Genomic DNA, 12,507 nt, shown 5'->3' on the forward strand with positions numbered 1-12,507 from the left:
CTTATCCTATAAAAAATCGCCTGTTTCATTTTTCACTGAAACAGGCGATTTTATTTTTAACAATGATTCTTTATTTATCACATGATACACACTCAGCAGCCACTTCTTCTTCATTTTGAGTCTTTGAACCGTACAGATACATATATCTTACACTGATCACTACTCCAATAAAAGTCATCCCTACTCCTACCAGCGATGGATATTTGAATGAGTAGCCATATTCTAAAGGAATTCCGCCAAGAAAAGCTCCCATTGCATTGGCAATATTGAAACCTGCCTGCATAAAAGCAGCGGCCATCATTTCACTTTTGGGGGCAGCTTTCATCATCATAATATTGATAGGTGAAGCAATAGACATGGATAGAGCACCACACATGAATGTGAGAACCAAAGCAATATTTTTATATTCTGCAAGGAAGAAAACACCTCCGAGAGAAATCATCATCAGAAAGATCAGTAGAGCACACGTCTTTTCCGGGCCTAATTTATCTGAAACAATCCCTCCAACCAGGTTTCCAACCACCATTCCTGCTCCGGCAAGGACCATTACATAAGCCATCTGGCTGCTTTTGATTCCGGCAACGACAGTCATTAAGGGGGTGATATAGCTCAACCATGTGAACAATCCTCCAAATCCTATTGCTGTAATGGCCAATACCAACCACGATTGTTTATTTTTAAGGAATTTCAGTTCTTCCATGAAATGGGTATTCTGATTGGATTCCATTGCAGGAAGCCATAGTTTTAAAAATAAAATGGCAAAAAGCCCGATTACAGCTACAATAGCAAAGTACAGCCTCCAGTGAAAGGTGTGTCCGATATAGGTGACCAGAGGTACCATTGCCAGATTGGCGACCGTGAGTCCCGTAAACATCATGGATATATAAAAGGCTTCTTTTCCTTTTCCAGCCATTCTTGATGCGACCACCGTTCCTACTCCGAAGAACGCTCCGTGAGGAAGTCCGGACATAAAACGGATAACCAGCATACTGTTGTACCCGGGAGCAATAGCAGAAAGCCCATTAAATAAAGTAAAAAGGATCATGAAAGCCATCAGCACTTTTTTGGGTGGAAATTTCACAGAATATCCAATCAGAATGGGTGCTCCGATAACCACTCCCATGGCATAAGCTGAAATCAGGTGTCCCGCTTGCGGAATCGTGATCTGTAGCGTTTTGGCAATGTCCGGCAACAGTCCCATTACCGTAAATTCCGTAGTTCCTATCCCTAAACCACCGATAGCCAGTGGTATTATTCTTTTATCAATCTTCATTATCTAAATCTTTTTTCTGAATTAATTGGTTCAAATTAAAGGTTCATCTAGGCGTCTTTATTTTGAAAGTGCAAAAATCGAAAGAAAGTTTGAATTTCACACCTCTTTGAATGATAAAAATTTGCTCCATATTAACCTTTTTATTTAATTTTAGATTCAGAAACAATCAAATAAGAACAAAATGAAGATCCAGAAAGAAATTATTGAGTTTGAAAAAGGAAAATCGTTTAAACTTTTTTCCCCTTCACTGAAAAATTGCTTTTTCTGGCATTACCATCCGGAAATCGAACTGGTCTATGTAGAAGCAGTGAATGGAATCCGTCATGTTGGAAAAAATATTTCCGGTTTTACAGACAGTGATCTTTTACTGATTGGTTCCAATGTACCTCATCTTAATTTTGATTATGGTATTCAGACTGAATGCAGACAGCTTGTATTACAGATGCGGGAAAGCTTCCTTCAGGACATTATTCTTCCTGTTCCGGAATTTGAAAGTATCAAAAATCTTTTAGAACGGTCTTATCTCGGTCTTTCATTCTCCGGGGAAACCAAAAATACTGTTGTTGAAAAACTTCAGATTATTAAAGATAAAAACTCTTTTGAATCTTTAGTGGGGTTAATTGAAATTTTGCAAATCCTCGCTGATTCTACCGAAGTAAAAGAACTCAATAAAGATGATACCCGAATTAAATGGTTTTTAAATGATAAAATCAGAATGGGCACCATCTACGATTATATCCATGAAAACTACGACAGAAAACCCAACGTAAACGAAGTAGCGCAGGTTGTCAGTTTGAGTACTCCTGCTTTCTGCCGGTATTTTAAAAAACAGACAAATATGACTTTTACAGATTTTGTCAACAATTACAGGATTAATCAGGCCAAAATATTCCTGCTGAAAGACCAGTCTGTGACAGAGGTCTGTTTTCAGGTAGGTTTTGAAAGTCTTTCTTATTTTAATAAACTGTTCAAGCAGCATACGGGAGAAACGCCTTCTGAGTTTAAGAAAAAGCATTTCAGGCCGATCGAAATCAATGGAAGGATTGGAGTGATTAAGAAGGATACGACTTGTTAAGTAATTTTTAATGAAAGTGGACTAAAGTCGGATGCTATGGATGTTTTTGTGAGTGTCCTACGAACCACCCCGTCAAAAATTCTTTGAATTTTTGCCACCCCTCCAAAGGATGGGAATGATGGCAGCCGTTATTGTAAAGATTGCCACATTCATTAGCTAATTCCTCACAGCTGATACCTGCAACCTGCCACCTAAGAAAACAAAAAACCGTTCATTGCTGAACGGTCTGTATTTTAGTGAATATGTTTTTCTGCGTGGTAAGAACTTCTTACGAGTGGAGAACTTTCAACGTGTCTGAAACCCAGGCTTCTTGCAAAATCCCCGAACTCATCAAATTCTTCAGGCGTGATAAATTTCTTTACCGGAAGATGTTTTTTAGTCGGCTGCAGATATTGCCCAAGGGTGATTACGTCTACATTGGCATTTCTGATATCTTCGATCGTCTGGAAAACCTCATCTTTAGTTTCACCTAATCCAAGCATTACCCCTGTTTTGGTTCTTCTTTGTCCGGCTTCTTTCAGGTATCTTAATACTTCAAGGCTTCTTTCATATTTTGCCTGAATTCTCACTTCTCTGGTCAGACGTTTTACGGTTTCCATATTGTGAGAAATCACTTCAGGAGCTACATCTACTAATCTGTCAAGGTGTTTTGTAAGTCCCTGGAAATCCGGAATCAAAGTTTCCATTGTCGTTCCCGGAGAAATTCTTCTGACAGCATTCACTGTTTCTCCCCAAAGAATAGAACCCATATCTTTCAGATCATCACGGTCTACAGAAGTAAGAACGGCATGTTTGATCTTCATTAATTTGATGGATCTTGCTACTTTTTCAGGTTCGTCCCAGTTTACATCAAGAGGTTTTCCTGTTTTTACCCCACAGAATCCACAGCTTCTTGTACAGATATTTCCTAAAATCATGAAAGTAGCTGTACCTTCACCCCAACATTCTCCCATGTTCGGGCAGCTTCCGCTTTGGCAAATGGTATTTAATTTATATTTATCAACCAAAGTTCTCAGCTCTCTGTAATTCTTTCCGGTAGGAAGTTTTACGCGGATCCATTTTGGTTTTTGAACGGTAGTGTCTTGAACTGAATTTTCCATTTCTAAAATTGAAGTTCAAAGTTAAGGATTTTTTAATGGAAACCATCAACCGGATATATTGATGAAATTGATCATTCAAATTTCATTTGTATATTTATCCGCTCAAAATATTCTTATGAAAAAAATATTCTTCCTTTTATTCGCGGTATGCGGAACATTTTGTCTTGCCCAGAAACAATTTCAACCTGCAGGATCCACCGTTATCGAAACAGTAGATGGAGATCTTGATGGAGATAAAATTCCTGAAAAAGTAATTATTTATAACACCAAGGACACCACAGATATGGGAAACATCCGCGAAATCCAGATTCTGAAAAAAGTTGGCGGAGCATGGACAATCCTTGAAAAATCCAGGAATGCTGTTATGGAAAGCAATGGCGGAGGTATGATGGGTGATCCTTACAGAGAAACTAAAATAGAAAAAGGAATTCTGATCATTTCTCAAAACGGCGGAAGCAGCTGGAAATGGGATGTTACAGATAAATACAGATTCCAGAACGGACATTTTGAACTCATAGGAACCTCTTCCACTTCCGGAAGACCTGGTGATTACTGGAAAGATGTAGATTTTAATCTTTCAACAGGGCAGCTGAACTATTCAAAAGAGGTAGAAAATACTGCTGAATATGGTAAATCTTTAAAAGAAACTTATATTAAAAAAGGGCTGAAAATTAATCTGCAGAACAGAAATCAGGAAAAGCAGCAGAAAATAATTCTTCCAAAAACAAAAGAAGAGGTTTATTTTTAAATAAAAGTCGTGGGATGTAAGTTTGGGCTAAAGCCCATTGTGAATCTTGTTGTTCTGGCGAAGGAAGAATCTTATTGATGAACAAATTTATGAGATTCTTCACTGCATTTCATTTCGTTCAGAATGACAAATCCGTTTCTATTGAAGAGTATTAATTGAATTTAATGATCATCAAATTCATTATTTTTCAACAGCTCAGCCAGGACTTTTTTGGCCCGCATGACTCTTACTTTGGTGTTGGCAACGGAGATTCCCAGCTCTTCAGCAATTTCTTTGATGCTTTTTTCTTCAAAAAACCTCAGCTTGATAATATCCTGATAATTGGCATCCAGAGATTCTATGGTTTTGATGATTTTCTTTTGTTCTTCTTCAGAAATAAGAAGTTCTTCGGGTGATTTTGCATATTGATTTTTGACCTCATCAAGGTTTTCAACGGCGTCTTCGTTATCACGGTTTTTCTTTCTCCAGAAATCAATAACGGTATTCTGGGCAATAGTCAATATCCAGGTTTTAAACTGAAAATGAGGATCAAACATATCCAGCTTCGACAATACTTTTGAAAAAACATTCACGGTAATTTCATCGGCATCATTTTCATCTCTTACCTTTTTCATGACAAAAGAGAAAACATCCACCCAAAAAATATTAATGAGTTTAGTCTGGGCCTTCTGATCTTTATCTTTGGCCTTCTGGATGAGCAGGAATAGCTGTTCGTCGTTCATTAATAACAAATATAGATTATTTGGGTCGAAATACAAAGTGATAAAAAGGAAAAGCTCTTCTATTTGCCAAGTCAACGGGTAAAAATTTTGTTATATTTTATTTTGTATTTCTGCCTTTCGTCCTTTTGCTTTTTTACCCTTAATACTTCTGAATTTACTATCTTTGCATCTTAAAATTTTAAAGTTAACAATCAATGAATTCCTTTATAGAAGAACTGAAATGGCGTGGTCTGTTTGCCGATATGATGCCAGGAACCGATGAACAACTGAATAAAGAGGTAACTACTGCATATATTGGTTTTGATCCTACTGCCGATTCTTTACATATCGGAAGTCTTATCCAGATAAAAATTTTAGCACACTTCCAGCTTCATGGCCACAAGCCGATTGCATTGGTGGGAGGTGCAACAGGAATGATCGGAGACCCGTCCGGAAAATCTGCTGAAAGGAATCTTTTGGATGAGGAAACGCTTTTACATTACGTTGACTGTTTAAAAAATCAGCTTTCAAAATTCTTAAACTTTGAAGGAAACGAGCCTAACAAAGCTGAACTGGTGAACAACTACGACTGGATGAAGAATATTTCTTTCCTTGATTTTGCTAAAAATGTAGGGAAAAATATCACGGTCAACTATATGATGGCTAAAGATTCTGTGAAGAAAAGATTCTCAGGAGAATCGGGTGCTGACGGAATGAGTTTTACAGAATTTACGTACCAGCTTATCCAGGGATATGATTTCCTTCACTTATATCAAAATAATAATGTAAAGCTGCAGATGGGAGGTTCAGACCAGTGGGGAAATATCACTACAGGTACAGAATTGATCCGTAGAAAAGCTCAGGGTGAAGCATTTGCATTAACAGTTCCTTTGATTACCAAAGCGGACGGTTCCAAATTCGGAAAGTCTGAAAGCGGAGAAAACTACTGGCTGGATAAAAAGAAAACTTCTCCTTACAAGTTCTATCAGTTCTGGCTGAATGCTACTGATGAAGATGCTGAAAGATTCATTAAGTTCTATACTTTCTTAGGAAAAGAAGAAATTGAAGCTTTAATTGAAGAGCACAAAACAGCAGCCCACGAAAGAAAATTACAGAAAAAACTTGCAGAAGAAGTAACCGTTTGGGTACACGGAAGAGAAGAGTACGAAAAAGCACTGAAAGCTTCTGAAATCCTTTTCGGACGTTCTACAGCTGAAGATCTTGTAAGCCTTGATGAGGAAACATTCCTGGAAGTTTTTGATGGAGTTCCTCAGAAAGAAATTGCAAAAACTGATGTTTTAGGAGTAAATATTATTGATCTTCTTTCTGAAAAATCAGGATTCTTAAAATCTAAGAGTGAAGCTCAAAGAGAGATTAAAGGAAATGCCATCTCTGTCAACAAACAAAAAGTAAATGACACATTTACAGCTAATGAAACAGATCTTATCGATGGTAAGTTCTTATTATTACAAAAAGGTAAGAAAAGCTACTTTATTGTAAGAGCAAACTAGTAGAAAATATATAAAAAAACCGGCGCTAAGATGAATCTCAGCGCCGGCTTCATTTCCTAAATAAATTTAATATTAAAATGTATAGCTTGTAGTAGCCGACAAATACTGTCCGCTGGAAGTTCCTTCTTTCTTCAGTTCTCCGTCTACCCAGATCTGAACTTTCAATGTTGCAGAAGCATCCGGTCCGACAGCGTTTACTCCAACGGTGGCATTGTATGCTCCCGGTTCTGATGTTACCTCAGGGCTGCTCCATGTTGTTCCGCTAAGACTTGTTGCAGTGGTAGGGTTACCGTCTATTCCGTAAACCGCTACATCAATATTACTACCTGAAGAAGCGATTGCTTTAAAGACCAATTTATGACTTTTCCCTGCTCCATTCACATTGTTGTCGTCATCGTCGTTACTGCAAGACGCGGTAAATCCAATAAGCATTGCTGCTATTACCGCGACGAATGCTCCTCTTAACAGCTGGTTCATTCTCATTTTTTTCATAATCTTTTTGTTTAAATTTTAGTTACTATATTGAATATTCTATGATTCATGATTTGATGCTTGCAAAGCTATGAGCATCACGTACGTCTATCAATCCTCAAAAACCAGTAATTTTTTCTACCTAAATTCAGGTATTTTTTATGCTAAAATTTTTAATTAAATTGAGCGTTTAAAAAAATATTTTACAGAATTGATCCATAATGAAGAGATTACTTGTCCTGTTAAGTCTGTTTTTATCTTTTGCGTTACAATCCCAGCAAATCATTCCACTTGATGAAAAGTCTTATATAGACAGCTTACAAAGCGTTACAAATGGAAATTATCCCGATACTTCAAAAGCGACTGCGTCTCTCCTTTTATCCAATTATTACAGGAACAGCGATTCAGTTTTGAGTAAAAAATATCTTTCCAGCGGAAAAAGGCTGGCTCAAAACAATCCTTTTATCCTGGCAAAATATTATTATTACGAAGGACAATATTATCTGGACAGGAATAAGGAGAAAGCTGCTGCTTCCTATCAGCAGTCTATCCGGACTTTATCGAAATTTAAAAATGAAGAATCCGATTTTCTTCAGGCTCTTGCCTGGTACAGCTATGGTGTTTCGCAAAAGGATAAAGAAGGCTATATTCCTTTGGTTAAGACCATGCTTGAAAAGAGTATTCCGCTGGTTGAAAAATATGAAAACAGTAAAAATCTTGGTTTCCTGTATACTCAGCTTGCTGTTATTCTTACGTATAATGCCCAGTTTAAAAAGGCTGAAGGGTACAATGACAAAGCTCTGAAAATTCTTGAAAAAAATTATCCTAACTCTGCTGAATTATTTTTCACCTATCTCAATTCTGCCAACAATTTCTGCTATCAGGCTAATGGGGATCAGGCTGAAAAGTATTTGAATAAAGCTGAAAAACTCATCAGGGCATATCCTGAATCTTCATCCAATGCTTTTTATTATTACAGTAAAACCCTGTTGTATATTACCCGTCAAAAAAATGAAGAAGCGCTTCCTGTAATCGAAAAAGGTATTTTTTATACAAAAAAATACAATCAGAATCTTCTGGCTCAAATGTTTTATTTCAACAAGTATGATATTTTAAAGAAGCTTAAAAGATATAAGGAGGCTAAAACTACTTTGGAGAATGTTTTAACAGAAAAATCTCTGGCTATTGATCTTAATAACCGGAAAACCTTCTACAAACAGCTTTCTTTGCTCAATGAAGAATTAGGAGATACCAAAGAGGCTCTTGTATGGGAACAGAAATATTCAAAGCTGAATGACAGCCTTAATACAGAGAATGTAAAAATTGAAATCAACAAACTGGAGTCTAAATTCAATACTGCTGAAAAAGAAAGAAAAATAGCAACTTTAAATGCAGAAAAAAACCAAAAGGATCTGGAAGTCAACAAGAAGAATTCCTATTTGTGGGGAATGGGTCTTGTTTTATTACTTGCGTTAAGTCTTCTGATCTTCCTGTTTATTATTTTCAGAAAAAACAAAAAAATAAACGAGCAGAAGCTCAATGAAATAAAGCAAAAAGAAGAATTATCATTAACCAAAGCCATTCTTGATGGTGAAGAAAGGGAAAGAGAACGTATTGCAAGGGATCTTCATGATGGTCTGGGAGGAATGCTTGCCGGAGTAAAGATCAACTTTTCTACCTGGTCTTCCAGTCATTTAAATCCTGAAAAAGATCAGGAATTTTATAAAATATTAGGTCAGCTGGACAGCTCTGTAAGTGAACTCCGTCATGTAGCGAGAAATTTAATGCCTGAATCATTGCTTAATTTCGGTTTGGAAACCGCAATACTCGACCTGTGTGAATTTTACAACAGAAAAAATCTTGAAATTGATTTTCAGGCTATTGATATTGACAAAGCACTCCCTTTAAATATCCAGCTTAATATTTACAGGATTGTACAGGAGTTACTGGCCAATGCTGTAAAACACGCCGAAGCAAGCAGTATTCTGCTTCAATGCTCACAATCCGGCGAGAATTTTCTGATAACGATTGAAGATAACGGAAAAGGATTTGATAAAAATATAGAAAACACCACCAAAAGTATGGGACTTCGTAATCTGAAAAACAGAGTCAATTACCTGAAAGGAAAAATGGAAATCAATTCTGATGATCAGGGAACAGTAATTAATATAGAACTCAGCATCCATGGAGAATGAAAAAATAAATATTGTCATCGTAGATGATCATCCCATTGTCATCGAAGGTCTAAGAATGATGCTGAGAAGCCAGCCTTTCTTTCATGTCGCAGGAAGTTTTGCATCCGGTGCAGAAACACTGAGTTTCATCCGGTCCGAAATGGTAGATATTGTTCTTCTGGACATTACGCTCCCCGATTCCAACGGAACAGAGCTCTGCAGAGAAATAAAAAGAATATCACCCGGCACCTCTGTAATAATGTTCAGTAACCGTTCAGAACGAAGCATTATTATGCAGTCTATACAAAACGGAGCAAGCGGTTATCTGCTCAAAAACACTTCTATTGATGATCTTGTGATAAGTATAAGAGGAGCTCTTTCCGGAGATATTGTTTTCTGCAATGAAACCAAACAGATTATCAGTCTTCCTTCTCAGAATAGCGTTCCTGTTCCCAGACTCACAAAAAGGGAAAAACAAATTCTACAGATGGTAGCCCAGGGAAAAACAAGTAATGTAATTGCTGAAGAACTGTTTTTAAGTCCTCTTACCGTAGACACTCATCGTAAGAACCTGCTGCAGAAATTTCATGCAAAGAATTCAACAGAATTGATCAGCTTAGCTGTACAGCAACATATGATTGAAGAATAAAAAAAACCGCTTTGAAAGCGGTTTTTTTTATATATTGTTAAAGTAATTTAAGGTTCTAAGAAGCTATAATCAATAGAAGCAACCAATACCCCTTTACCTTTCTTCTTCACTGTTCTTGCTATCTCACCATCAATGTAAAGATTGATTGTCAATTCAGAATTATCATCCGGCATTGACGCGTTAGCATCAAGATTCAGCTGTGCCTGGCTGGAATTCACGAAGAATTCTCCACTTGTCCATGGTGAAGTTACAGGAGACTGCGGAGTATTGTATATGGTATTCTGAGTTGTACCTACTTGTGTTACAACACTTATGATCTCCCCTCCGGCAGTTGTCTTCACTTCGAATTGAACCACATGATCCTGAAATTCTTCATCATCATCTTTTTTACAAGAATTAACAACGGTGATTACAGAAAATAATAAAACGAATAAAAAAGAAAGTCTAAGTAAACTTTTTGAATTGTAAAATTGCTTCATTTCTCCAAATAGATTTTTTAATGTTTCAAATATAAGTTTTTTATTAATATAAAAATAACTTTTATGAAAATTTTCCAATAAAGATTTCCAAATAATATCAAATCAATAAAAATAAAAACCCAATTAAAAATTCAAAAATATACTCCAGATATTTAATCATTACACATAAACCAACATGCAGCAGAAGTTCATTGTATGAATAATAAAAATCAAAATTCTGTAGGTAATTTAATTATCTTTGCTCTATGAATTTAGATTATCTAGTAAGAGAGCCGGAAAATATTACTTCGCAAACTCCTATTCTTTTTATGCTTCATGGCTATGGCAGCAATGAGCAGGATCTTTTCAGTTTTAGAGAAACTCTTCCCAATGACTGGATCATTGTCAGTTTCAGAGCTCCGCGTGATACCCAGTTTGAAGGATATTCATGGTATGATATCAATTTTAATGATCCGGAAAATTTCATTGATGTTCCTCAGGCAAAGGAATCGTTGGATGCTGCTCTTGAAAGTATGCTGAAGATTATCAACCACTATGGACTTACGGAAAGTAAGGCTCATCTTTGCGGCTTCAGCCAAGGTGGTATATTATGTTATGCTTTGGCTTTAAAACATCCTGAACTTTTCAATCGTGTTGCCTGTATGAGCAGTTATCCTGAAGATAAAATTCTGGACGGTATTGTAAAAGATAAAAAGAAACTGGAGGGCCTTCGTTTCTTCATTTCTCACGGCACAGATGATGCTGTAATCCCGCTGGAATGGGGAAGAAAAGGGGCTGATCTTCTTTATGATCTTAGCTGTTACTTCACGTTCAGAGAATATATGAGCGGACATGGTGTCAATCAGAAGAATTATATGGATCTGATGGATTTCTTTTCCAAATAGACAGAATCCAATTTGAAATAAATTCAACAAAACACAATGCTTTATTGTAGTTTATATAAACATTCCAGCTTTTGGAATGTTTTTTTTATTATCATATAGATAAATTTACTAAATTCAGTAAATGAAATTTAAACTGCTTTTACTGGGATTATTTGTGAGCATTTTTATAAATGCCCAGAATTCTTTTGAGTTGGTTAATACTAAAAAAGCAGTGATTCCTTTTCAGTTTATCAACAATCTAATCTTTATTCCCATCAATGTAAATGGTGCGGAGCTTACTTTTTTATTGGATACAGGAGTTTCAGAAACGATCCTTTTCAGTCTGGAAAATAAGGAAGTCATGCTAAGCAATGTTGAGAAAGTAAAATTTTCAGGTCTTGGAGGCAGTATCAGTATTGATGGCTTGAAATCTGAGCGGAATATAGGTAAAATTGGAAATGAAATTATCAATACTTCGATGTCTCTTTATATTATTATCGATGAAGAATTTAATATTTCGCCCCACGTGGGAATTCCTGTGAACGGAGTTATCGGATATCATTTTTTCAAAGACCACCCGATTTATATAGATTATAGTTCTAAAAAAATAACCGTGTATGAAAACGAGGATGGTCTGCAAAAGAAAATCAAAAGATTTGAAGAGTTCCCTATCACTATTGAGAAGGATAAACCCTATCTCTATGGTGATGTAGAAATGACAAATGAAAAAAAGGACTCAAAACTGTTGATTGATCTCGGAAACAGCGATGCCATCTGGCTCTTTCCCACTCTTATTAAAAATTTTGTTTATAACAGACCTAATATTGATGATTTCCTTGGCCGTGGCTTCAATGGCGATATCTATGGAAAAAGAAGCCGTATTCATAATTTCTACCTTGGAAAATTCAAGTTTGAAAAACCACTTACTGCTATGCCGGATGAATTCTCCATACAGCACGTTAATATGGTGGAAAACAGAAAAGGTTCCATAGGCGGGGAAATTATGCGTAGATTTACTGTAGTCTTTGATTACACCAATAAAAAACTTTATCTGAAGAAAAACAGATACTTTGATGATCCTTTTCATTTTAATATGAGCGGGCTTGATTTCAAGCAGGACGGACTTGAGTGGCAGGAAGACAGACTAAAAATTGAAACCCAGAAATCGGCGATGGTAACAACGGAGGTTTATAGAGATGCTTTTCAGTATAAATTTAGTTTAAAACCGATATTTTCCATTGCCGGTGTAAGAAAAGATTCTCCCGCTTATGAAGCCGGTCTGCAAAAGGATGACAAAGTTCTTACCATTAACGGAGCGCAGACTTCAGACATGACTCTGGAAAAAATAGTGGAGCTCATGAAGTCCAATGAAGGCAGAAATATTACCATGGTCATTCTAAGAAAAAACCAAAAACTTACATTACGTTTCGCTTTGGAAGACCCTATTCCCTATCAAGAATAAC

12 protein-coding genes are annotated in these 12,507 nt (G+C 36.4%); 7 read left to right on the forward strand and 5 right to left on the reverse strand.

Annotated elements, in window-relative coordinates:
- Positions 1–70: 70 nt before the first annotated feature.
- Entirely contained in the window at positions 71–1,273 is a 1,203-nt protein-coding gene (locus RAH34_RS14160; RefSeq protein ID WP_114821443.1) for an MFS transporter, read from the reverse strand.
- Between the two features lie 181 nt (positions 1,274–1,454).
- Here RAH34_RS14160 and RAH34_RS14165 point away from each other — a divergent pair, with 181 nt between their 5' ends.
- Positions 1,455–2,348, forward strand: a complete 894-nt coding sequence (locus tag RAH34_RS14165) for an AraC family transcriptional regulator (protein WP_306596555.1) — start codon at positions 1,455–1,457, stop codon at positions 2,346–2,348.
- 233 nt (positions 2,349–2,581) lie between these two features.
- On the opposite strand, the gene lipA is transcribed toward RAH34_RS14165, so the two are convergent.
- Complete coding sequence (gene lipA / locus RAH34_RS14170; protein ID WP_034692098.1) at positions 2,582–3,448, reverse strand: lipoyl synthase; 867 nt, start codon at positions 3,446–3,448, stop codon at positions 2,582–2,584.
- Between the two features lie 115 nt (positions 3,449–3,563).
- Here lipA and RAH34_RS14175 point away from each other — a divergent pair, with 115 nt between their 5' ends.
- Positions 3,564–4,196 carry a hypothetical protein gene (locus RAH34_RS14175; protein WP_306596556.1) on the forward strand — a complete coding sequence of 211 codons (633 nt, stop codon included), beginning with the start codon at positions 3,564–3,566 and terminating at the stop codon, positions 4,194–4,196.
- Positions 4,197–4,357: 161 nt separating this feature from the next.
- Here RAH34_RS14175 and RAH34_RS14180 read toward each other — a convergent pair whose 3' ends face one another.
- Complete coding sequence (locus RAH34_RS14180) at positions 4,358–4,918, reverse strand: RNA polymerase sigma factor (RefSeq protein WP_034692096.1); 561 nt, start codon at positions 4,916–4,918, stop codon at positions 4,358–4,360.
- Positions 4,919–5,112: 194 nt separating this feature from the next.
- Between RAH34_RS14180 and tyrS the strand changes: the two genes are divergently transcribed.
- Positions 5,113–6,408 (forward strand): tyrosine--tRNA ligase, encoded by a 1,296-nt coding sequence (tyrS, locus tag RAH34_RS14185; protein ID WP_306596557.1) that lies wholly within the window; start codon positions 5,113–5,115, stop codon positions 6,406–6,408.
- 72 nt (positions 6,409–6,480) lie between these two features.
- Here tyrS and RAH34_RS14190 read toward each other — a convergent pair whose 3' ends face one another.
- A complete protein-coding gene (locus tag RAH34_RS14190; RefSeq protein WP_114821439.1) occupies positions 6,481–6,900 on the reverse strand; it encodes a hypothetical protein in 420 nt (139 codons plus the stop codon).
- A 200-nt stretch (positions 6,901–7,100) separates the two neighbouring features.
- On the opposite strand from RAH34_RS14190, the gene RAH34_RS14195 reads away from it, so the two are divergent.
- Together RAH34_RS14195 and RAH34_RS14200 are read left to right on the forward strand one after the other, a co-directional pair.
- Positions 7,101–9,074, forward strand: a complete 1,974-nt coding sequence (locus RAH34_RS14195) for a tetratricopeptide repeat-containing sensor histidine kinase (protein ID WP_306596558.1) — start codon at positions 7,101–7,103, stop codon at positions 9,072–9,074.
- Positions 9,064–9,702 (forward strand): DNA-binding response regulator, encoded by a 639-nt coding sequence (locus RAH34_RS14200; protein ID WP_306596559.1) that lies wholly within the window; start codon positions 9,064–9,066, stop codon positions 9,700–9,702. Before RAH34_RS14195 ends, RAH34_RS14200 begins: the two co-directional genes overlap by 11 nt.
- A 47-nt stretch (positions 9,703–9,749) precedes the next feature.
- On the opposite strand, the gene RAH34_RS14205 is transcribed toward RAH34_RS14200, so the two are convergent.
- Entirely contained in the window at positions 9,750–10,181 is a 432-nt protein-coding gene (locus RAH34_RS14205) for a hypothetical protein (RefSeq protein ID WP_228412005.1), read from the reverse strand.
- 245 nt (positions 10,182–10,426) lie between these two features.
- Between RAH34_RS14205 and RAH34_RS14210 the strand changes: the two genes are divergently transcribed.
- Entirely contained in the window at positions 10,427–11,065 is a 639-nt protein-coding gene (locus tag RAH34_RS14210) for an alpha/beta hydrolase (protein WP_306596560.1), read from the forward strand.
- A 121-nt stretch (positions 11,066–11,186) separates the two neighbouring features.
- Positions 11,187–12,506, forward strand: a complete 1,320-nt coding sequence (locus RAH34_RS14215) for a PDZ domain-containing protein (protein ID WP_306596561.1) — start codon at positions 11,187–11,189, stop codon at positions 12,504–12,506.
- Position 12,507 lies beyond the last annotated feature (1 nt).

The organism is Chryseobacterium sp. WLY505, assembly GCF_030846215.1.
Lineage (GTDB): Bacteria > Bacteroidota > Bacteroidia > Flavobacteriales > Weeksellaceae > Chryseobacterium.

Excerpts from the sequence above, each read along its gene's own strand:
- RAH34_RS14210 (WP_306596560.1), top strand. The coding sequence starts at position 10,427 with ATGAATTTAGATTATCTAGTAAGAGAGCCGGAAAATATTACTTCGCAA.
- RAH34_RS14205 (WP_228412005.1), bottom strand. The coding sequence starts at position 10,181 with ATGAAGCAATTTTACAATTCAAAAAGTTTACTTAGACTTTCTTTTTTA.
- RAH34_RS14215 (WP_306596561.1), top strand. The coding sequence starts at position 11,187 with ATGAAATTTAAACTGCTTTTACTGGGATTATTTGTGAGCATTTTTATA.
- tyrS (WP_306596557.1), top strand. The coding sequence starts at position 5,113 with ATGAATTCCTTTATAGAAGAACTGAAATGGCGTGGTCTGTTTGCCGAT.
- lipA (WP_034692098.1), bottom strand. The coding sequence starts at position 3,448 with ATGGAAAATTCAGTTCAAGACACTACCGTTCAAAAACCAAAATGGATC.
- RAH34_RS14190 (WP_114821439.1), bottom strand. The coding sequence starts at position 6,900 with ATGAAAAAAATGAGAATGAACCAGCTGTTAAGAGGAGCATTCGTCGCG.
- RAH34_RS14175 (WP_306596556.1), top strand. The coding sequence starts at position 3,564 with ATGAAAAAAATATTCTTCCTTTTATTCGCGGTATGCGGAACATTTTGT.
- RAH34_RS14195 (WP_306596558.1), top strand. The coding sequence starts at position 7,101 with ATGAAGAGATTACTTGTCCTGTTAAGTCTGTTTTTATCTTTTGCGTTA.
- RAH34_RS14180 (WP_034692096.1), bottom strand. The coding sequence starts at position 4,918 with ATGAACGACGAACAGCTATTCCTGCTCATCCAGAAGGCCAAAGATAAA.
- RAH34_RS14160 (WP_114821443.1), bottom strand. The coding sequence starts at position 1,273 with ATGAAGATTGATAAAAGAATAATACCACTGGCTATCGGTGGTTTAGGG.
- RAH34_RS14165 (WP_306596555.1), top strand. The coding sequence starts at position 1,455 with ATGAAGATCCAGAAAGAAATTATTGAGTTTGAAAAAGGAAAATCGTTT.
- RAH34_RS14200 (WP_306596559.1), top strand. The coding sequence starts at position 9,064 with ATGGAGAATGAAAAAATAAATATTGTCATCGTAGATGATCATCCCATT.